This window comes from Flavobacterium flevense (assembly GCF_900142775.1).
GTDB classification, from domain to species: Bacteria; Bacteroidota; Bacteroidia; order Flavobacteriales; family Flavobacteriaceae; genus Flavobacterium; species Flavobacterium flevense.
In genome coordinates this window covers 1-23,902 of the sequence record NZ_FRCC01000019.1, presented here as the reverse complement: position 1 = coordinate 23,902, position 23,902 = coordinate 1, and the positions used below count along the sequence as shown (strand labels likewise).

The following is a 23,902-nucleotide window of genomic DNA, read 5'->3' as shown; positions in this document are numbered from 1 at the left end:
GTTTGGAGCAATTTTTATATACTCTTCTTCAACTGTTGGAGACAAAGTTAGCGGACAAGTTGTAATCAATGTTCCGTCTAATTTTGTTGCTATTGCATAATAGGTTCCGTTCAAAGCACCATTTTCTTTAAAAAATTGAGAAGTTTGTCCAGCAACTAAAACACCATTCTTGTACCAGCTGTAAGACATAAAATTCTTAGAACTATTATCAAAGAAAATAATATCTTCAAATTGTTTTCTAATCAAGTTTGGCTGGCTATTTACTACTGGTAAAACTACCTCCGGAGCTGCATTATAATTAAGAGTACCTTCTTGTGAAGCTGTTATTGTTGCAGAACCATAATTTTGGAAGTTTACCACTCCATTTGAAATAGTTGCAACATTAGTGTTTGAAGAGGTGTAATTTACAGCTAATCCACTATTAGAAACCGCTGTCAAAACCAGACTGGTTTCTCCATCACAACCTAATCCCAAACTTTGATTCCAGGTAATTATTTGATCTGCTTTAGTAATACTAAAATTAGCCCCAGTATAAGTTATAATATAATTTATACCTGCACTCAAAGTACCTTGTGTGATGGCATAAGATCCCACATTTTCACCAGCATCTCTTGTCAAAGCTCCTGTGAAAGTATCTCCACTAACTAAAGCAGGAGAAACAGAATAAGTATAAACCGGATTAGCAGTTCCATATACTTTGGTTTGAGAAGCGTCTGCAGTTACTGTAATTGGTTTGGCTGAGATAGTAAAATCTTTACTTACATAACTAATAGTATAGTTAGAACCTGCACTTAAAGTACCTTGTGTGATGGCATAATTCCCAATATTCTCTCCAGCATCTCTTGTCAATGCTCCTGTGAAAGTATCTCCACTAACTAAAACAGGAGAAACAGAATAAGTATAAACCGGATTTGTAGTTCCATATACTTTTGTTTGAGAAGCATCAGCAGTTACTGTAATAGGTTTAGCTGAGATAGTAAAATCTTTACTTACATAACTGATGGTATAGTTAGGACCTGCACTTAAAGTACCTTGTGTGATGGCATAATTCCCAATGTTTTCTCCAGCAGTTCTTGTCAATGCTCCTGTGAAAGTATCTCCACTAACTAAATTAGGAGAAACTGTATAAGTAAAAGTTGGGTCAACAGTTCCATATACTTTTGTTTGAGAAGCATCAGCAGTTACTGTAATTGGTTTAGCTGTAATAGCAAAATCTTTACTTACATAACTAATAGTATAGTTAGAACCTGCACTCAAAGTACCTTGTGTGATAGCATAATTTCCAATATTCTCTCCAGCATCTCTTGTCAAAGCTCCTGTAAAAGTATCTCCGCTAATTAAAGCAGGAGAAACAGAATAAGTATAAACCGGATTAGCAGTTCCATATACTTTTGTTTGAGAAGCATCAGCAGTTACCGTAATTGGTTTAGCTGTGATGCTAAAATCATCCGAAACATAAGTAATCAAATATTTATCCCCTGCAGAAAGAGTTCCTTGGTTTATTGTATAAGTTCCAATGTTTTCTCCTATAGCTCTTGTTAATGTTCCTGTAAAAGTATCTCCAGACAATAATTCAGGAGTTACTGTGTAGGTTAAAACAGGATCGTTTTCTCCGTATACTTTGGATTGAGCAGCATTAGCAGTTACCGTAATTGGAATTTGATTTAGCTCTAGTGTATAATTGTATGTAGCAGTACAACCATTTGCGTCAGTTGCTCTGATGGTAAAATTACTATCGTCAACTTTAGTTGAAGCCCCAGAAATATCTCCAGTAGAAGATAAATTTAATCCGCTTGGGAGATTTCCTGAAAAAACATCGAAAGTTATTGGTGCAGTTCCTCCTGTTACTACAACGCTTTGATTGTAAGTTGAATTATAATCATAACCAGCTAATGAAGTAGTGGTAAAACTGATAGCCGTTGGTTCGGTAATAGTAAAACTTTGTATTGCTGTACAAGCATTCGCATCAGTTACTGTTACTGTGTAAGTTCCGGCAGTCAAACCAGTAGCTGTAGCAGCAGTTCCTCCTGATGGAGACCATGAATAGGTATATGCACCAGTTCCTCCAGTTGCATTTACAGTTGCAGAACCGTTTGATCCTGAATTGCAAGATACATTGGTTTGTGCAGCCGCACTAGCAATAAGTGCTGTTGGTTCTGTGATTGTAAAACTTTGTGTTGTTGTACAAGCATTTGCATCAGTTACCGTTACTGTGTAAGTTCCAGCAGTCAAACCAGTAGCAGTAGCAGCTGTTCCTCCAGATGGAGACCAAGAATAGGTATATGCACCAGTTCCTCCAGTTGCATTTACAGTTGCAGAACCGTTTGATCCTGAATTACAAGATACATTAGTTTGTGCAGCTGCCGAAGCAACAAGTGCTGTTGGTTCTGTGATTGTAAAACTTTGTGTTGTCGTACAAGCATTCGCATCTGTTACTGTTACTGTGTAAATTCCGGCTGTAAGACCAGTAGCTGTAGCAGCAGTTCCACCAGATGGAGACCAAGAATAGGTATATGCACCAGTTCCTCCAGTTGCATTTACAGTGGCAGAACCGTTTGATCCTGAATTACAAGATACATTAGTTTGTGCAGCTGCACTAGCAATAAGTGCTGTTGGTTCTGTGATTGTAAAACTTTGTGTTGTTGTACAAGCATTAGCATCTGTTATCGTTACTGTGTAAGTTCCGGCAGTCAAACCAGTAGCTGTAGCAGCTGTTCCACCAGATGGTGACCATGAATAGGTATAAGGAGCAGTTCCTCCAGTTGCATTTACAGTCGCAGAACCGTTTGATCCTAAATAGCAAGATACATTAGTTTGTGCAGCTGCCGAAGCAACAAGTACTGTTGGTTCTGTGATTGTAAAACTTTGTGTTGTTGTACAAGCATTCGCATCTGTTATCGTTACTGTGTAAGTTCCGGCAGTCAAACCAGTAGCTGTAGCAGCAGTTCCACCAGATGGTGACCATGAATAGGTATAAGGAGCAGTTCCACCTGTTGCACTTACAGTTGCAGAACCGTTTGATCCTGAATTACAAGATACATTGGTTTGTGCAGCTGCCGAAGCAACAAGTACTGTTGGTTCTGTGATTGTAAAACTTTGTGTTGTCGTACAAGCATTCGCATCAGTTACCGTTACTGTGTAAGTTCCAGCCATAAGACCATTTGCAGTAGCAGCTGTTCCTCCTGATGGTGACCATGAATAGGTATATGTACCTGTCCCCCCCGTTACGTTTACAGTTGCAGAACCGTTTGATCCTGAATTACAAGACACATTGGTTTGTGTAGCTGCCGAAGCAACAAGTACTGTTGGTTCTGTGATTGTAAAACTTTGTGTTGTTGTACAAGCATTCGCATCTGTTATCGTTACTGTGTAAGTTCCAGCAGTCAAACCATTAGCTGTAGCAGCTGTTCCTCCTGATGGAGACCAAGAATAAGTATAAGGAGCAGTTCCTCCAGTTGCATTTACAGTTGCAGAACCGTTTGATCCTGGATTGCAAGATACATTGGTTTGTGCAGCCGCACTAGCAATAAGTGCTGTTGGCTCTGTGATTGTAAAACTTTGTGTTGTTGTACAAGCATTAGCATCAGTTACTGTTACTGTGTAAGTTCCAGCTGTAAGACCACTTGCAGTAGCAGCCGTTCCTCCAGATGGTGACCAAGCGTAAGTATATGTACCAGTTCCCCCCGTTACGCTTACAGTTGCAGAACCGTTTGATTCTGAATTACAAGATACATTAGTTTGTGCAGCTGCCGAAGCAACAAGTGCTGTTGGTTGGGTAATTGTAAATGTTCTTGTAGTCTGACAAGAATTAGCATCGGTTACCGTTACTGTATAAGTTCCTGCCGTAAGTCCTGTTGCTGTTGCAGCAGTTCCTCCGGATGGCGACCATGAATAGGTATATGCACCAGCTCCACCTGTTGCACTTACAGTTGCAGAACCGTTTGATCCTGAATTGCAAGACACATTAGTTTGTGCAGCTGCCGAAGCAATAAGTACTGCTGGTTCAGTGATAGTAAAAGTTTCTGAAGTTTCACATCCGTTTGTATCTGTAATGTATACGATATACGTTCCAGCCGTAAGTCCAGTTGCCGTCGCAGCTGTTCCTCCCGTTGGTGTCCATAAATAAGTATAAGCGCCAGTTCCTCCAGTTGCATTTACAGTTGCAGAACCGTTTGATCCTGCATTGCAAGACACATTAGTTTGTGCAGCTGCCGAAGCAACAAGTGCTGTTGGTTCTGTGATAGTAAAACTTTGTGTTGTTGTACAATAATTATCATCTGTTACTGTTACTGTGTAAGTTCCAGCCAAAAGACCACTTGCGGTAGCAGCCGTTCCTCCAGATGGTGACCAAGCGTAAGTATATGCACCAGTTCCCCCCGTTACGCTTACAGTTGCAGAACCGTTTGATCCTGAATTACAAGATACATTAGTTTGTGCAGCTGCCGAAGCGACTAAAGCGGTTGGTTGAGTAATGGTATAATTACGAGTTGCTACACATCCATTAGCATCGGTCACTGTTACTGAGTATGTTCCAGCAGCAAGTCCTGTTACTGTAGGTGTTATAGCTCCATTAGACCATAAATAAGTGTAACCTGGAGTTCCTCCTGAAGGAGTAATTGAAGCGGTTCCATTAGAACCACCATTACAAGATACATTTGTTTGAGAACCAGTTGCAGTACTTATTGCCGTTGGTTGCGTAACAATAAAGTTAACAGAAGCTATACAAGAGTTAGCATCCATTACAGTACAAGTCCAAGTTCCGATTGTCAATCCAGTTACAGATGTAGTTCCATCACCGGTTGGAGTTCCTGGAGACCAGTCATAGGTATATCCACCAGCTCCACCTGTTGCTCCATTTACCGAAGCAGCTCCAGTCGCTCCTCCATTACAAGCAACGTTAGTTTGAGATGCTGCGGTTAATGAAATTGCAGTTGGTTGTGTTACAGTAAAGTTTTGAGTTGCTACACATCCGTTAGCATCCGTAACGGTACATGTATAAGTTGTTGCAGTAAGCCCAGTCACAGAAGTTGTTCCGTCACCTGGAGGATTCCCAGGTGTCCAGTTATAGGTATAGCCTCCAGCACCGCCTGTTGGAGTATTGATTGCCGCAGCACCATTTGAACCTCCAAAGCAAGATACATTGGTTTGAGAAGCAGGTGTTATCGAAATAGCAGGTGGTTGAGTCACAGTAAAATTTTGTGTACTTGTGCAACCATTTGCATCTGTAACGGTACACGTATAAGTTGTGGCAGCAAGCCCAGTCACAGAAGTTGTTCCATCACCGGTTGGGTTACCAGGAGTCCAGTTATAGGTATAGCCTCCAGCACCACCTGTCGGCGTGTTAATTGCTGCTGCACCATTAGAACCGCCATTACAAGAAATATTAGTTTGAGAGGCAGGTGTTACTGCTAAAGCAGTTGGTTGTGTTACAGTAAAGTTTTGAGTTGCTACACATCCGTTAGCATCAGTAACAGTACAAGTCCAAGTTCCAACTGATAGTCCAGTAACAGAAGTTGTTCCGTCACCCGTTGGGGTCCCTGGTGTCCAGTTATAGGTATAGCCTCCAGCACCACCTGTTGGTGTATTGATTGCTGCAGCACCATTTGAACCTCCAAAGCAAGATACATTGGTTTGAGAAGCAGGTGTTATCGAAATAGCAGGTAGTTGAGTCACAGTAAAATTTTGTGTACTTGTGCAACCATTTGCATCTGTAACGGTACACGTATAAGTTGTGGCAGCAAGCCCAGTCACAGAAGTTGTTCCATCACCGGTTGGGTTACCAGGAGTCCAGTTATAGGTATAGCCTCCAGCACCACCTGTTGGTGTATTGATTGCCGCAGCACCATTTGAACCTCCAAAACAAGATACATTGGTTTGAGAAGCAGGTGTTATCGAAATAGCAGGTGGTTGAGTCACAGTAAAATTTTGTGTACGTGTGCATCCGTTAGCATCCGTAACGGTACACGTATAAGTTTGAGCGGTTAATCCTGTCACCGAAGTTGTTCCATCTCCCGTTGGGTTACCAGGAGTCCAGTTATAGGTATAGCCTCCAGCACCACCTGTTGGTGTATTGATTGCCGCAGCACCATTTGATCCTCCAAAACAAGATACATTGGTTTGAGAAGCAGGTGTTATCGAAAGAGTAGTTGGTTGAGTAATTGTATAATTACGTGTTGCTGTACAACCGATATTATCGGTAACAGTGACTGTGTAACTACCAGCAGAAAGCCCTGTAGCTATAGAGCTAGTTCCTCCGGAAGGTGACCAGGAATAGGTATAAGGAGCGATTCCACCTGTAGGGCTTACACTGGCAGCACCAGTTGCTCCTCCAAAACAAGCAATGTTAGTTTGAGATGCTGCGGTTAATGAAATTGCCGCATTTACTGTTATTGTAATTGTAGCGCAAGATCCTGGAGTTACGCAACCGCCTTCTCCACGGACATAATAAGTTGTCGTAGCAGATGGAGTTACTGTGAAAGATCCTGTTGCTGTGCTGGTAACCAGTGTTTCGCCACATGATCCAGAATAGATACGCCAAGTAGTAGCGCTATTTAGTGTTCCCGTAATGTTGATGGCTTTGCTATCTCCATTACAAATCGTGTTTGTTCCTGAAACTACTGCTAATGTTGGTACTGTAGGGTTCGTACAGTTAACACAAGTTACTGATGTTGCTGGATAATTCCCAGGCTGTATTGCGTAGCTTGTAGTATTGGTTGTGTCAAAAATCCAATTTGCTGGATTGTTGATTGCAGCCCGAAGCGAAATAGAAGTTCCTGTTAAGGTACCATTGTACTTTGCATTTGCATATTCAGGACCTGGTGCTGGAAATAATGAAATACAGTTTGTTCCGTTTGTTAGTCCAGTTGGCAAGGCAGAGTCTGAAGTCACCCAACCAGTACTATTGGATGGAGGATTCCATGTTGTAGTAGCATCATACTTTCCTGAATTGTAATCGCCATGGATTCCAGAAATAAAGATTGGACTTGCCGGAGCAACGGTAGTTGCTGACTGATAGGCAAGAATTTGGTCTCCGCCTGAGAGGTTAAAACTGTTTCCTTGAGCAAAAGTCACGCTTCCTCCTCCAGTTACAGTTAGTACATCTGGCGCTGTTTCTACAACAGTAATAACTGTTCCGCAAGTTATCCCTGATGGAATTACATAGGAAAGATGCGGTTCGTTTAGAGTGCTCATCCACCCGCTTCCATCCCATCCTTGTTCTGTGAAATATAAAGTTTGCCCAGCAGGGAGGTCATTTAATGCTATAAATGTAAACCCCTCTGGAGAACTGGTATTATAACCAATAAAGGCTATATCACCTGCAGCCATGGTTTGCGCTTCTATATTTGCGCCACTAAGGAAACAAAATAGAAAAAGCAAACAGATTTTTAAAAAAGTAAAGTTGTTTTTCATAAGCAAATGGGGGTTTTTATTTGTAATAAGTTTTGTAGCCAAATATATTGTAAAAAAAATAGATTATGTTAAATTTTGGTTATTTTTTTATTTTTTTTAAGGGTTTTTTTAAGGGTTTTTTAAGGGTTTTTTTAAAATATTAATTAATAGTTACTACTAAATAGAGTGATTGCTAAAACAGAAAAAGAATTTAGAATTGTTTGCTTAAAGTTGTTAAACTCATTGATTTTTGTGTTAATTTGTACATTAATATCGCATATTTAACCAAATTCCCATGAAAAAACTTTCAATTGTAATCCCTTGCTACAATGAGGAAAAAACAATAGTTCAAATATTATCAAAGGTTAATGATGTCAATTTACTGGATGGTACCGCTAAAGAAGTTGTAATCATTAATGATTGTTCAACAGATCATTCGGAAGAATTAATTAGAAAATTTATGGATGAAAATCCAGAACTTTCTATAAAGTATTTTAAAAGTGATATTAATAAAGGGAAAGGAGCTTCTATTCATATAGGAATTAATAATGCAACAGGAGATTTTATTATTATTCAGGATGCTGATTTAGAGTATGATCCTAATGAGTATAATGAGTTATTAAAACCTATATTGGATGGATTTGCCGATGTTGTTTATGGTTCCCGGTTTATGGGGAGTAAACCGCATCGAATTCTGTTTTTCTGGCACACCATAGGAAATAAATTTTTAACATTTTTGTCTAATATGATGACTAATCTGAATTTGACTGATATGGAAACCTGTTACAAAATGTTTACTTCTTCAATTATTAAAAATATCTCTTTGAAAGAAAAAAGATTTGGTTTTGAACCTGAAGTTACGGCAAAGATTGTCCGGTTTCCTAATATAAGAATTTATGAGGTTGGGATTTCTTACTATGGCAGAACCTATGCTGATGGAAAAAAGATAGGATGGAAAGACGGTTTTTATGCTATTTATTGCATTATAAAATATGGACTTTTTAGAGCAAATTAATTTTAGTTACTCTAGTGGAATATTTAACCAAGAAAGATAAATTGATTATAGAATTATGAAATCTAAGAAGAAGATTGCAGTTTCAAATACGAATAAAATAGAGGATCTAAATAAAAAAAACAGTACGCAAAAAATGGTTTGGTTTTTAGCCATTGTCTCATTTTTACTATACGCCAATACTTTAAAACACGGATTTGTTTTAGATGACATCGCCGTAATTGAACAAAATAGTTTTGTTAAAAAAGGTTTAGCCGGAATTCCAGAACTGTTTTCAACTCTTTACTGGCAAGGATATTGGGATTCTAATGCGGGACTATATAGACCTATGTCGTTAGTTTTCTTTGCTATAGAATGGCAATTGTCTCCAAATAATCCTTTTATCCATCATTTTTTTAATGTTCTATATTATAGTTTAAGTATTGTTTTATTATTTAAAGTGCTGCATTTTTACTTGAAAGCTTATTCCATTTGGATTACTTTCTTTATTGTTTTATTATTTGCCGTTCATCCTATTCATACAGAAGTTGTGGCAAATATCAAGAGTAGAGATGAGATTTTTTGTTTACTGTTCTTTATGCTAAGTATTTATTTTACTTTAATTAAAGAAAAAAAGATACATCAATTTATTGGAGCACTATTTTTTCTTTTTTGCTTGCTGTCTAAAGAAGCGGGAGTTTTATTTTTACCTATCTTTTTATTTTTAGTTTGGTTAAAATTCAACAAAGAAAGAAGTACTCTTTTTGCTAAAACAATTCCAATAATTTCTATAAGTGTATTGTGGCTTACTTTGCATCGTTATATTATTTTGAGTTCACCTTTTAAAAGAATTGAATATAGTTATTTAGACAATTCTTTATTTGCTTGTGATGATGTAAGTTCTAAAATAGCAACCGGATTTACCATATTTGCCAGATATATTGTTAAGGCTGTTTACCCTTATACTATGAGTTATGATTATTCCTTTAATCAAATTCCTTGTGTAACGCTAAGTTCTTTTTCTTTTATTATCAGTTTGTTGCTTGTTGGATTACTTTTCTGGGGTGTTTATTTTTTTAGAAATAAAAATAGCATCATCAGTTTTGGTGTACTGTTTTTTTTAATCACTATTTTTCTTGCTGTTAATATTGTTGTTCTTATTGGAACAACAATGGGAGATCGGTTATTATATACTCCTGTTTTAGGAATTATTATTACTTTGGTTTTCTTACTATTTCATTTTTCGAAAAAGACAGAATTAAAAACTTTTTATCATCCATCAATCTATTTTTTATCTTTTATTGTTTTATTTTTTTCATTTAAAACATTTGATAGAAATAAAGTTTGGAAATCAAATACAACATTATTTACTGAAGATTTATTGAATTCTCCTAATAGTGCCCGAGTAAACTTTAATTATGCAACAGTGTTTTTTAACCAATTATCATCAGATGTTGAACTTCAAAAACAACAATTACCTTTTATAATTGATTCTTACAAGAAAGCGCTAACAATTGATCCTAATGATAAAGGATCTTTGACTAATTTAGGGGTTTGTTATTATCGAATGAAAGATTATAAATCATCAATATATTATACAAAACGTGCTTTAGCATTAGTAGAAACTGATTATTCTTTGCAATCTAATTTAGCTGATGCTTATTTTAGAAATAATAATTTGGATGAAGCAATTTCCATTTATAAAGAATTGGTTCGGAACAATTATATTCTGGAAAACACTTATTCTTATTATGGAGCAGCTTTGTTTGGAAAAAAGAAGTATATAGAGGCAATAGCTGTTTTTAAAGAAGGAATCAAACAAAATGCCAGTTCAGCCGAATTGTGGATGAATTATGGCAATGCCTTAGCTGCCTCGGGCAATCTTAGAGAAGCTATAACAGCATTTGAAAAAGTCTATGAGTTGAATCCTAATGATAAGAACGCTTTGAAATTTTTAACAATGGTGTACCAACAACTTGGTGATATTGAAAAAGCTAATTATTATTATTCGGAGTTTATTAAGAAGTAAAAAAAGAATGTGGTTATTTTTAAGTTATTGATTATTAATGGTTAAGTGGTGTGTTGGTTTGTGATATTGTACAGCTAATGTATCATTTCGATAATCATGTTTAATCTGACTTAAATGTTTTTTAACTACAAAACAACCGGATGGTCTTTTAATAATGCTACTGAGTAGTTAGGTGCGTTATTCTGCTCAGTAAGAATTATAATGCATATTTTTCCAACTTTTAAGCTGGTCTAAACAGAATTCGCCTTAACTTTTTGTAGCACTTTTGGAGGTAACTCCAGTAATTACCAATCATAACGATTTCATAATAGTTATATCAAAATAGTAAATTTTCATTTTTTTAAATTCGTTTAAAAATGTAACTGTTACTTTGGAGAATTTAGATAACATCAATGATTTACAACTCTTTTATTTAATGAAGGATGGTAATGATCTGGCTTTTAGGTGTATATATAATCGGTATTGGAAGAGGTTAATCGCATATACCTATAATATCTTAAATGATAAAGGATTAGCAGAAGATGTACTTCAAGACGTGTTTACAAATATTTGGATCAAAAGAAAGGAAATTAATGTAACATCTCTCGAAAACTATCTTTTTGTTTCGGTAAGAAATAAATCAATATCGCAGTTTCGGAAAATGAAATTTACTACCGTTGATAATGAAATTATTCATGGACTAAATCTTAGTGAAGAATCTTCGGATGTTATAGAAATGAATGATTTAAAACATTCGATTAAAATAGCGTTAGAAGATCTTCCAAGTCGTTGTAAAGAGATTTTTTATATGAGTCGTTATGAAAATTATACTAATGAGGAAATTGCAGAACATTTTAATATTACCAAACGTACCGTAGAAAACCAGCTATCTCTCGCTTTAAAGCATGTTAGAGGCAACTTAAAAAAGATTTGGTCTACCATTCCTTCTATATTATTTTATTTTATTGGTTAAGTTAATTATACATGTCCTGAATATTATGTATCTGTTAAGGATGTTTATTCTGCTTTTTTTGGATGTGAGTTTACTAGAATTTGTTCGTCATACCTATATATACTTATATTATGACGACAAAGGAATTTTTAATATTAGCCAAAAATTACGAAAATAATACCATTTCGGAAGAAGAAAAAGTTTTACTTTTTCGATTTTGTGAACGAAAACAATTTAAAAATATCTCAGATACTTGGGGTGTTTCTCAAGATGAAGAATCACAAGCTAAATTATTGAATAAAATATTGCGTTCAACCCGACGTAATAATAGAAAGCATCATCAAACTCTATTTTACAGATTTTTAAAGAGTAGTGCAGCCATTTTAATTGCAATTGGTTTGGGTATACTTATATATTATCAAAGTGACACTTCTACTCAGGATTTAATATCTAGTAATGCCATTACTATAACTTTAGAAGACGGAACTATTCAAGTTTTAGAAGAGAAAGGAATGCACATTCTTACTAATAAAACAGGTGTTGTTATAGGGAGACAGAATTCGGGTAAGCTTGTTTATAATACAAATAAATTCTCTGGCGAATTGAAATATAATACTATAAATGTACCCTATGGTAAAAGTTTTGAGGTTCAATTTTCTGATGGTACAACTGCTTTCCTAAATGCTGGAACATCTATTCGTTATCCAATACAATTTCTTGAAAATTATAATCGAACTATCTATGTTGATGGTGAAGTATTTTTAAATGTTTCAAAAGATATAAAGCACCCTTTTATTGTAAAAACTAAAGACATGGATATCAAAGTCCTGGGAACTAAATTTAATGTAAATGCCTATGATAATGAATTGATTTCTGAAATTACTTTGCTAGAAGGATCTGTTTCATTACAAAATAATTTAGATAAAAATAAAAATACTACAGTTTTAGAGCCAGGTCAATTGGGTGCTGTTGTTAACAAGAATACATCAATTGAGGTAAGAGAGGTTGATGCTGCAAATTATATAAAGTGGACAAAAGGAGAACTAGTGTTCAAGAATATGCCGTTTGAAACTATTTTGAAAAAATTAGAACGACATTATAATTACACAATTATCAATAAAAATTCAGCAACTAATCAAATCATCTTTAATGCCAGTTTCGGACAAGAGTCCATAGAGGCAATTTTTAAAAGTCTAAAAGAAAACTACGGCATTGACTATAGAATAGAAAATAAAACAATTACTATTTATTAATGAATAAAATATAAAATACAATGTGAAAATAGAAGAAATCTAGTAAAGACTATCACTAAAAGCTTAAAAATAGCTTATAAGAAAAAAAAAAGGAAAATGTTGCGAGCACTTTCCGATTTATAAGATTAGTGATTAAATTAAAAAAAATAACCACGAAAAACAGTATAAAAGTATGAAAAAACTTTTTAATAGCAGAATAAAACTCTTTAAAATTTTGAGTTTTCATTTACAGAACAAGTTGAATTTATTATTTCTATTTACAGCACTTTTCTCCATGCAAGCAAGAGAAAATTATGCACAAAATACAAAAGTGACTTTACATCTAAAAAATGTAAGTATTTTACAATTTATCAACCGTATAGAGGAAACTACCGATTATCGTTTCGTATATAAAACTAGTGATGTGGATCTTGAACGTTTAGTGACTATAGAAGCAAACGGGGAGAATATTTCTAATGTTCTCGGAGTTGTTTTCAAGAACTCGGCTACTACTTTTAATTTTAGTAACAAATTGATCTATTTGCTGAAAAGAAAAACTACAGGAATAAAGTTAAATAATAAGAGCATACAAGAAGTAGCAAAAGATCCAGTAGTACAAGATCTAATAGCAAGAGGAACAGTTCGTGATCATTTGGGAATGCCTTTACCAGGAGCTTCTATAGTTGAAAAAGGGACAACTAATGGAACTACTACTGATATGGATGGTAAATTTAGACTAACATTGATGACTAAAAACGCTGTACTTTCTATTTCGTATTTAGGTTATAAGAATCAAGAATATACATTGACTCAGGATCTAGACTTAAATATAATTTTACAAGAAGAATTACAGGCATTAGATGAAGTGATTGCAATAGGTTATGGTCGTGCGAAAAAGAAAGATATAACTGGATCAATAAGTACAGTTGAGGGAGAAACTCTAGTGAAAAGAAATACCACCCAGTTATCACAATCTTTGCAAGGCACACTGCCAGGTGTTATGGTGACCAGAACAAATACTGAGCCTGGTGCAAGCGGGACAATACGATTAAGAGGTATTACTACAATTGGAGTAAGTGATCCCTTAATCATTGTAGATGGTGTTCCTGTAAATAATATAGATGATGTTAATGCTGCTGATGTTAAGAATATATCAGTTTTAAAAGATGCTGCCTCAGCATCAATATACGGAGCTAGGGCTGCTGCAGGTGTCATACTCATTACTACAAAAAGAGCTGGTGTAGAAAAGGAATCATTAGTTTATTCAATGACTTCTGGTGTAGAAGTACCAACAGCATTTCCAAAAACTGTTGGGGCTCAAAGATACTTGGAGATGATTAATGAATTTACCTGGAATGATGCAGGTAACACTGCTGGAGGAGAGTATGCACTTTATTCTAAGGATCAGGTAGAAAATTGGATTAACAATAGTACAACAGATCCAAATAATTATCCCGTTACTGACTGGAAGAATTTGATTCTTAATGATTATGCTTTTAAATCGAATCACAACCTATCGTTTAGTGCAGGGTCAGATCATTTAAAATCAAGAGCATCAATTAATTATGAAAATGTAGATGCTTTGTATGATCATAAAAATTATAAACGATTTATGGGAAGAGTTAATAATAGTTTTGTTATTAGTGACAAAATTAATGCTCAAGTAGATTTTTCATATAGCAATGAAAATACAGCTTCTCCAAGTGTTAATCCTATACAATCGTTACAACGATACCCATCTATATTTGCAGCTATGTGGTCTGATGGACGAATAGCAGAAGGACAAAACGGAAATAATATTTATGCAAGACTGCATTATGGAGGAAAAGAAAACATATGGCGACAAAAAATTAATGCACGTATATCTCTTGATTATAATTTACTTACAAATCTGAAAGTAACCGGAGTTTTTGCACCTTATTTTTATCATACAAAAGGTAAGTCATTTACAAAGAAAATCAATTATTATGCGGCTGAAGATCCTACTGTTTTTGCAGGTACAATCTCTGGAGCAGATGCTACTAATTTATATGAGACTAGGAATGATGGTAGAACGCTAACCAATCAATTGTTAGTAAATTATAATGGTAAAATCACTAATCATAATTTCGATATACTAGCAGGGTACGAGGGATATTCTACTTTCTATGAGTCCTTAATGGCGCAAGGATTAAATTATACGCTATCTAATTTTCCTTATTTGGATTTAGCGCCCTTAGATTATATGAGCAATTCAGGTAATGCTGTTGAGACTGCTTATCGCTCCTATTTTGGAAGAATGTTATATGATTACAAAGGGAAATATTTAGTACAGGCAAACATTCGATATGATGGATCATCCCGTTTTCATCCAGATTTCAGATGGGGAGCTTTTCCATCAGCCTCAGTAGGTTGGATTATAACTAAAGAAGCGTTCATGCCTACAGATTCAGCTTTATCATTTTTAAAATTAAAAGCAAGTTTTGGTAAGCTTGGAAATGAAAGAATAGGTAACTACCCTTATCAATCCTCCATAGGATTTTCAAACACACTTTTGTATCAAGGAGATAAAGTTGTCTCAGCCATTACTGCTGCTCAATACGCCTATGCTATTAGAGATATAAGCTGGGAAACTACATCAACGATAAACGTTGGTTTAGAATCTTATTTTTTTAAAAATCGAATGATGTTCAATTTTGATTATTATAAAAAAACAACTAAAGATATGTTGCTAGAACTTGAAATACCTGATTATTTAGGTTACGAAAACCCTAATCAAAATACAGGAAAAATGCATACTACCGGATGGGATGCTGAATTATCTTGGAGAGATAAAGTAGGTCATTTTAGTTATTCAATTAGTGCTAATTTGTCTGACTTTAAATCAAGAATGGGAAATTTGGGTGGAATTGTTTTTAGTGGAGAAAAAATTACTAGAGAAGGAACCGAATTTAATGAGTGGTATGGGTACGTTTCTGATGGACTTTTTCAAAATTCAGAAACAATAGCTAATGCAGCAACACTATATAAAACAGTAAAACCAGGTGATATAAAATATAAAGATATCAGTGGTCCAGAGGGTGTACCAGATGGAATTATTAGCCCAGATTATGATCGTGTTCCCCTAGGTGGCTCCCAACCAAGATTATTATATGGCGGTGAGATTACAGCAGGATATAAAGGATTTGATCTCACACTTGGCTTTCAAGGGGTAGGCAAACAAAACAGTAGATTAACCACACAAATGGTGAAACCCTTTTTCTCTGCATGGACTAATCCTCCAGCTATTATTGATGGAGAATACTGGAGTGTGTACAACAGTCCGGAGGAAAATCTAAATGCAAAATTTCCTCGACTATCTTATGCAAGTGCTGAAAATAATAATTATGAAATGTCAGATTATTGGTTAATCAAGGGAGGCTATTTTAGACTTAAAAATATTGTTTTAGGATATGATTTACCTGAAAAAGCATGTAACGCAATAGGTATCAGTGGTATTAGAGTTTTTGCCACAGCTACCGATCTTTTTTCAATAAATAATTATCCTAAAGGTTGGGATCCCGAAGTAGCAGATAACAGTTATATATCATCGAGCCTCTTACTTGGTGCTTCAGTTAAATTTTAAAAAATAGAAAAATGAAAAAAATATATCTTATTTTATTGCTAATTCCAGTTCTATTTGGCTGTGAAAATCTAGATTTAAATCCTTTGTCAGAAGGTTCTTCAGAAAATTGGTATTCAGATGAAACTGAAATTGAAATGTCCTTAAATGATTTATATAGAACTTATTTATGGAATTTAGAAGAAAATTACGAGACAGAAAGAATGACGGATAACTGGTCTCAGCGTCAAGCTGTGCACGTATTTTCCGCTGGTTCTATAAATAGTGAGTGGAATACATCTTCAGAACTTTGGTTGAATACCTATAAAGGAATTACCAGAGCAAATAGTATCATCAATAGTTTAAACAGATTACAAGGAACTATTTCTGATGTAAAAATCGAACAGTTCAGTGCGGAAGCACATTTTTTTAGAGCTATTTACTATTCCAGATTAGTTTTTTATTACGGAGATGTTCCATTCTACACGACCTCATTAGATATTAATGAAGCTTTTTCTTTAGCGAGAACAGATAAAAAGATTGTTATGAAACAAGTATATGAAGATTTTGATTTAGCTATATCAAAGCTACCTGTCAGTTATGCTTCTAATAGTCAATTGAGAGCTACAAAAGGTAGTGCTATGGCATTTAAAGCTAGAGCAGCTCTATATATGCATGATTATGAGATAGCACGAGATGCCTCAAAGGCGTGTATGGATTTAAAAGCATATGAATTGCACCCTAGTTATGCTGATTACTTTTTATCTAAAACTAGAAGGTCAAAAGAAACCATTTTTGCATTACCTAGATCTTTTGAATTAGGTTCTTCATGGAATAGTAAAAACTTTTATACTAGAACTGCTGGTGGAAGTGCTGTGGCACAGCCTTCATGGGAACTATTTGCTAGTTACTTATGTACTGATGGTTTACCAATAGATGAATCCCCTCTTTTTGATCCTCGCAATCCTTTTAAAAATAGAGACCCCCGATTGCATGCAACCATCGCCGAATTCGGTAAGGAACATTTGGGTTTTATATATGATCCAAACCCATACAGTACTAAAGTGCTAAATGTTAAAACTGGTTTAATGACAGCAAATAAAGATACCCGAAGTGTTGATACTTACGCTTCTTATAATGGACTTACACTTAAAAAAGGAGTTGATACAGACTGGACAGATAATAATGAAACAGATTTTGATATTCGCATCATGCGTTATGCAGATGTTTTGTTAATGTATGCGGAGGCAAAAATAGAACTGGGTGAAATAGATAATAGTACCTTAAGCGCAATTAATCAAGTCAGAGCGCGTGCTTATGGAGTAGGGCTAGCTGAGATAGAAAAATATCCTTCAGTTAAGACTAAAATTCAAGAGGAATTGCGAACGGAGTTAAGAACTGAAAGAAGGGTAGAGTTTGCTTGGGAAAATAGAAGGTTTGATGATATCATTAGATGGAAGATAGCAGATAAGGTACTTACAAAACCAATTTATGGTATTCTTGATGTTAAAGATTTAAAAGCAAAAGTTATTGATAAAGGATTGTGGTTTTTTCCTCAAGTACCTGTAATAGATAGTGATGGTTTGCCTGATTTTGAGCCCATGCATAAAAATGGACTCATAAAATTACTTGTTGAAAGAAATTTTGACAGTAGACAATATTTGTTTCCTATTCCTTCAAAAGAGGTGTTGATTAATAAAAATTTGAAGCAAAATCCTGGATATTAATTACTGTAAGCTGTACCTGTTTTGTAATCAAATAGGTATAGCTATGGTGTTAAAACAAAAACTAACAATTTATAAAAATCTAAAATAGAATTTATATGATGCCCCTCATAAAAAGACAAGCTTTTTTAAGCTATTTATTGGTGTTAATTTTTATAAGCAATGGATATGGTCAGGGTGAGATAAGAGTACTTTCTGCAAATGTGCGAGTTGCATTGCATGAGGATGATCTCAAAGGTGTTGGATGGGAGGATCGCAAAGACATCGTTATGAAAGTAATAAAGAGACAAAATCCTGATATTATTTGTCTTCAAGAAGTAATTGAAGTTCAAAATATAGCTTTCAAAAAGTATTTTAAAAATTTTCAGATTTTAGGCTATGAAGGTCCAGAAATGGATGTTTATAGAGATCAAGACTATCATCAAATCGCTAAAAATCCTATTTTGTATAATAAGAAAAAGTATGAACTTATTGCGGCAGGTCAGTACTGGTTATCAGACAAACCACTTTTGGGAGGCAGTAAATCATGGCAAACCTCTAGAGCACGCAATGTTAATTGGATTCGATTGAAAGAAAAACGTTCAGGTAAACAGTTCAGAGTTTTAAACACGCATTTAGACCATCGTTCACAGGAAGCACAGCTTAGTCAAGTCAAAATGATACTGGAGGAAGCAAGACAATATCAAGAAGATTTTCCTCAAATTTTGGCTGGAGATTTTAATGCAGATTCCAAAAATGAGACTATCAAGAATATTAAAATGGAGTGGAAAGACAGTTATCATTTTGTGAATCCAAATTTTAAACCGGAACATACCTATCATGCTTTTGAAGGAGTAAATGCTAAAAGTGAAAAGGGGAAAATCGATTTTATATTTACCAGAGGAACTGTTTTTCCGACAGAAGCTACTATAATAAAAGATTGTATTAACGAACGCTATCCCAGTGATCATTATTTCATAACAGCTACAATGCACTTAGAATAAATATATAAAATAATAAAAAATGAAAAATAGTATCCAAGCCACAGGAAGCAGGCTTTTAAATCCATTTGCTAAAACACTATATGGATGTGTAACTTTATTTATTGTACTAATCATGAGTTGCTCTTCTAATTCTCAAATAGATGATCAGGAAAATATAGTAGCTCCATCGAATGAAGATGATAAAACATTTGAAATTGCCGTATTACCGGATACTCAATATTACACCGCGGAAAAGCATGGAGGTACCATAGCGATGTTTAGTAATCAAATAGATTGGATTATCAAAAATGCGGTGGATTCAAATATTAAGTATGTTATTCATTTGGGAGATGTAGTAGATCACGGTCATGAACAGATGACAGAATGGACGACAGCAAGAGATATTATGTATAAATTAGAAAATTCTTTTCCAGGTTATCCTGAAGGTATTCCATATGGAATCGCTGTTGGAAATCATGACCAGCAACCCTATGGAGAGCCTTCCGGCGTTTCCACTGTAGATGGATACAATAATTATTTTGGAATACATCATTTTTCGAGTAAAACCTATTATGGTGGTTCATTTGGAGACAATAATGACAATCACTATGGATTATTTGAAGCACATGGTCAAAAATTTATAGTCTTGTTTATTGAATACAATGAATTTGGTACGGAGTATTATAATTCTCCAATAGAGAATGCCGTTTTTGAATGGGGTAAGAAAGTATTAAATAAATATGCAGATCATAAAGCAATTATTGTTAGTCATAGTATTTTGGCAAGACCAGAAGGAAGTACTAGTATCACTAGACCTGGTGAAGGAAGCAATTTACAGCCCAGTACATTTACAAATCAAGGAGAAAAGATTTATAATGGATTTAAAGACTGTCCTACTATTTTTATGATGCTTTCTGGACATCGCAGTGGAGAAGGTTTTCGTATTGATACCTACAATGGACGTTCTATAAAAAGTTTTCTTTCCGATTACCAGTCTAGAGAAGATAAAGCAGGAAATAGAAATGGGGGAGGAGGATTAATGCGCACCATGAAATTTAATCTTACGAAAAATACGATAACTATAAAAACGTTTGCCCCCAGAAGTACTTTTATTGAATCAGAAAATGATGGTGACAGCTTTTTTAGTACAACATTATTTAATTGAATACCAGGAAACTAATTAATGGAGAGGAATCAGTTTAATGTTTAGGCTTCGATGATATAATCGGAGCCTTTTTTAATTAAAATGTTTTACCACTAAGTCAGAGAGGGTGGTGTTTGTTTTTTTGTAGGTTAAAGCGCAAGCTTTGGGATGCATAATTAACACCCTGCTCTTTGGTCACCCCTCCAGAGGAGTGGGATTTTTGAACGGTTCAACATAATTTTTGTTGGTTGAGGTTTTGAGGCTGGTGTGATAGTGATGTGATTGAGATTTATGCTGTTTATAATGACATTATTCTAAAAAGTTTGTAAGTATAAAAAGATAGGGGGAGTAATTATTTTGTAAAGATGTTTGTTATTAAGGCGCACGATGGGGTGTCCTTACATTTTTTAACTGTTTTTAGTTTCTTTTTATAAAAAAAAGCTTTTTACCGAGTATTTTGGTTGTTTGAAGAGAATATTCACGACATAATTATAATGTAATTAGTTTCGCATAAAAATTCACAATAATTCTATTATATATATAGAAGTAATCATGATTTATCATAAAATTGAATATATGAAAACTAAAACTACCCTCTTTTTATTAACGTTTTTGACCTTTATCTTTAGTTGTGTTGAAATTAATGCACAATCTAGTGGATGTGATATTACTGGACCAACATCTGGTAACTATACTTTTCAAAGCAATAAAAAAGTTTGCTTTAATAACAATGCTACATTAGGGGATGTTACTTTTGAAAATGGATCCAAAATCTATATAGCTCCGAATGTGACTGTTATTATACAAAATAACGTTACTTCTTCAGGAACAATTGCTATGCAAATTGATGGTATTCTACAATTTAACCAATCTGTTACTATTAATGCAAATGTTAATTTGAATATTGGGACAAAAGGTGTTTTGAAAGCTGGTGAAACTGGTACTACAAATTTCACATTAAATGGTAGTGGTATAAATACAGTAATTAATGATGGCCAATTTAATGTAGGTGTGTTAGGACTACAAAATTCTAGAGGAACATATACTTTTGATAGTTCTGCGGATGCGATTATCAACATTCATTCAAATATTAATATTAATGGAAAAAGTTTTTTCAGAAACCAAGGAAAACTTTTAATTGGAAATAGTTACAATTGCAATAATAAGAGTGTTTTTGTAAACTGTGGTGAGATGATTTCATCTGAGGGATTTAATCTTGGAGGAGGAAAAGTTATTAATACAGGTACGTTTACTGTTAGTAGTAGCAGAATAGATTTTGGATCTTCAACAGCTCGATTTGAAAATTACGGTTCAGTTAATGTTCGAGGATCAATGAATTTAGGAGGTTCTGGTTGTGTTTACTATAATGAAGGTACAACGGTTGTTTCTGGTAACTTTCAAAATGATGGTAACATAGAAGGTCCTGCTGTGGGGTCAGGTAAATTAGGTTATATTACCTGGAAAGGCAAAGCTGCTATGAATAGTGGAAAAATAGGTCCAAATTTAAATTTAATAAATAGTAGTGGCACTTCTAGTAAGTCAGGAATGTTTAATAGTCATAATGAAATGGACTTCCTGAACGGAGTTGTTTATAATTGTTCGAATTGCCCAGCACCACAGGTTAATTCAGGAGTTATTTGTAGAGAACCTGATGGAACGACACCCTGCAATATAGCAACCCCAACCATTTCAACGACAGCAGCTAGTTGTACTCAACCAAGTAGTTTACTTATTTCTAATTATGATTCTTCAGTAAGCTATACTTTTACTCCAAGTGGACCAACTGTTGTAAGTGGTGGTGGTATTAGTGGAATGACTATAGGACAATCTTATACTTTAAAAGCAAGCAAAAACAGCTGTAATTCGAGTGATGTCTTAATTAGTATTACCAAACTAAGTGGTACTGATACTGATGGTGATGGTATTTTAGATCAATGTGAATTTGATGAAACCTGTAATGTTTATACCACTGTTCTTGCAGAACCTACAGATAAATTAGTAAGTGATTTAAATAGAAATGGAAAAGGGTTATTCCCTGTTGAACCATTTGGTCCTGCAACACTACCTAATGGTGGAGTTAATGTTGAAGTAATCAAAGGTTTCAAAAGCACACTAACTTATCCTTCTCCTCAATGGAGGTTATACCAACCGAATGCAATTACTGGGACAATTGTTATAAAAGGTGTACCTACTGAGTTTAAAACAAAATACTTAGATTTAGTTTATGCCAGCGAAAATAATTTAGAAAGAACTGTTAAACTTGATTATGGGGTTACTGCAAATAGTTTAAATACTACTACTCATAAATATAGATATATTGTTGGTATTGCTGGTTTATCAGACCCTAATGTTGCTGGTAAAGTAACTTCCACAGTTCCATTAGAAGTAATTGGTAATTTTGATGCGTTTAAAAATGGTAAATACTCTTATTTTAATGATAAAACGCCACCTGTTGCGGGGGAGACAGGATATGTATTTCAATCTAATCCAAAAACTGCTACAAATGTAGCACCTCCTAATGGTTATACCTTTTTCTATTTACCCGAAAACATTTCTTCTTTTGAATTAGAAACTAAAGGTAATGATCAATATGGTTTTATTTTTGGTACATTAACTACTACTGTTGCACCTACTCCTGCTGCTCCAACTTCTGGTGGTAATCAAACTGTTTGTTGGAATGGAAATGCAAATCATACCTTAACAGCTACTGCAACAGCTCCTCAGGGACAAACTGTTACTTGGTATGATGCTGAAACCGGAGGAAATATTGTTACTACCCCAAATCAAATAGGTGTGGGGAATAAAACATACTACGCCCAATCTTCTAACCCTAATCAAACCTGTCCAAGTTTAACTCGAACAGCGGTTGTTTTAACTATAAATCCCGTTCCAACTGTTACTATTGCTAAAACAAATGTAACTTGTAATGGTGCTAATGACGGAACAATTACTGCTATTTCTAATGGAACAGTAGTTATTAAAGATGCAAACAATCAAACTGTAGGTGCTACGGGATTAGCTGCTGGTACTTATACCGTAACAGCTTCTAAAGCGGGTGGTAACGAAGGAGATGTATGTAATGCAGAACCCATAACTGTTACGATCACGCAACCAACAGCCATTACTCTTTCTGAGACACATACTGCTGTAACTTGTAATGGTGCTAATGACGGAACAATTACTGCTATTTCTAATGGAACAGTAGTTATTAAAGATGCAAACAATCAAACTGTAGGTGCTACGGGATTAGCTGCTGGTACTTATACCGTAACAGCTTCTAAAGCGGGTGGTAACGAAGAAGATGTATGTAATGCAGAACCTATAACTGTAACGATCACGCAACCAACAGCCATTACTCTTTCCGAGACACATACTGCTGTAACTTGTAATGGTGCTAATGACGGAACAATTACTGCTATTTCTAATGGAACAGTAGTTATTAAAGATGCAAACAATCAAACTGTAGGTGCTACGGGATTAGCTGCTGGTACTTATACCGTAACAGCTTCTAAAGCGGGCGGTAATGAAGGAGATGTATGTAATGCAGAACCCATAACTGTAACGATCACGCAACCAACAGCCATTACTCTTTCCGAGACACATACTGCTGTAACTTGTAATGGTGCTAATGACGGAACAATTACTACTATTTCTAATGGAACGGTAGTTATTAAAGATGCAAACAATCAAACTGTAGGTGCTACGGGATTAGCTGCTGGTACTTATACCGTAACAGCTTCTAAAGCGGGTGGTAACGAAGGAGATGTATGTAATGCAGAACCTATAACTGTTACGATCACGCAACCAACAGCCATTACTCTTTCTGAGACACATACTGCTGTAACTTGTAATGGTACTAATGACGGAACAATTACTGCTATTTCTAATGGAACGGTAGTTATTAAAGATGCAAACAATCA

At 35.0% G+C, this 23,902-nt stretch carries 10 protein-coding genes; 9 read left to right on the top strand and 1 reads right to left on the bottom strand.

The window, feature by feature from the left end:
• The coding region (locus BUB89_RS18045) for an MBG domain-containing protein (protein WP_143161166.1) at positions 1 to 7,410 on the bottom strand (7,410 nt) is incomplete at its 3' end.
• Positions 7,411 to 7,684: 274 nt separating this feature from the next.
• Between BUB89_RS18045 and BUB89_RS17405 the strand changes: the two genes are divergently transcribed.
• The 9 genes from BUB89_RS17405 to BUB89_RS17365 all read left to right on the top strand — a co-directional run.
• A complete protein-coding gene (locus BUB89_RS17405; protein WP_073247459.1) occupies positions 7,685 to 8,404 on the top strand; it encodes a glycosyltransferase family 2 protein in 720 nt (239 codons plus the stop codon).
• A 55-nt stretch (positions 8,405 to 8,459) separates the two neighbouring features.
• Positions 8,460 to 10,409 (top strand): tetratricopeptide repeat protein, encoded by a 1,950-nt coding sequence (locus tag BUB89_RS17400; protein WP_073247457.1) that lies wholly within the window; start codon positions 8,460 to 8,462, stop codon positions 10,407 to 10,409.
• 370 nt (positions 10,410 to 10,779) lie between these two features.
• Positions 10,780 to 11,361, top strand: coding sequence for an RNA polymerase sigma factor (locus BUB89_RS17395; RefSeq protein WP_073247455.1), 582 nt, complete (start codon positions 10,780 to 10,782; stop codon positions 11,359 to 11,361).
• A 110-nt stretch (positions 11,362 to 11,471) separates the two neighbouring features.
• Entirely contained in the window at positions 11,472 to 12,593 is a 1,122-nt protein-coding gene (locus tag BUB89_RS17390) for a FecR family protein (RefSeq protein WP_073247453.1), read from the top strand.
• Positions 12,594 to 12,765: 172 nt separating this feature from the next.
• Entirely contained in the window at positions 12,766 to 16,176 is a 3,411-nt protein-coding gene (locus tag BUB89_RS17385) for a SusC/RagA family TonB-linked outer membrane protein (protein ID WP_073247450.1), read from the top strand.
• Positions 16,177 to 16,187: 11 nt separating this feature from the next.
• Positions 16,188 to 17,879, top strand: a complete 1,692-nt coding sequence (locus BUB89_RS17380) for a RagB/SusD family nutrient uptake outer membrane protein (protein WP_073247448.1) — start codon at positions 16,188 to 16,190, stop codon at positions 17,877 to 17,879.
• Positions 17,880 to 17,974: 95 nt separating this feature from the next.
• On the top strand, positions 17,975 to 18,859 hold the full coding sequence (locus BUB89_RS17375; protein WP_083552994.1) for an endonuclease/exonuclease/phosphatase family protein: 885 nt from the start codon (positions 17,975 to 17,977) through the stop codon (positions 18,857 to 18,859).
• A gap of 19 nt (positions 18,860 to 18,878) precedes the next feature.
• Complete coding sequence (locus BUB89_RS17370) at positions 18,879 to 20,003, top strand: metallophosphoesterase (protein WP_073247446.1); 1,125 nt, start codon at positions 18,879 to 18,881, stop codon at positions 20,001 to 20,003.
• Positions 20,004 to 20,558: 555 nt separating this feature from the next.
• Positions 20,559 to 23,902: immunoglobulin domain-containing protein (locus BUB89_RS17365; RefSeq protein ID WP_200806846.1), on the top strand; the 3,344-nt coding region annotated here is incomplete at its 3' end.

Excerpts from the sequence above, each read along its gene's own strand:
- BUB89_RS17405 (WP_073247459.1), top strand. The coding sequence starts at position 7,685 with ATGAAAAAACTTTCAATTGTAATCCCTTGCTACAATGAGGAAAAAACA.
- BUB89_RS17390 (WP_073247453.1), top strand. The coding sequence starts at position 11,472 with ATGACGACAAAGGAATTTTTAATATTAGCCAAAAATTACGAAAATAAT.
- BUB89_RS17370 (WP_073247446.1), top strand. The coding sequence starts at position 18,879 with ATGAAAAATAGTATCCAAGCCACAGGAAGCAGGCTTTTAAATCCATTT.
- BUB89_RS17375 (WP_083552994.1), top strand. The coding sequence starts at position 17,975 with ATGATGCCCCTCATAAAAAGACAAGCTTTTTTAAGCTATTTATTGGTG.
- BUB89_RS17400 (WP_073247457.1), top strand. The coding sequence starts at position 8,460 with ATGAAATCTAAGAAGAAGATTGCAGTTTCAAATACGAATAAAATAGAG.
- BUB89_RS17380 (WP_073247448.1), top strand. The coding sequence starts at position 16,188 with ATGAAAAAAATATATCTTATTTTATTGCTAATTCCAGTTCTATTTGGC.
- BUB89_RS17385 (WP_073247450.1), top strand. The coding sequence starts at position 12,766 with ATGAAAAAACTTTTTAATAGCAGAATAAAACTCTTTAAAATTTTGAGT.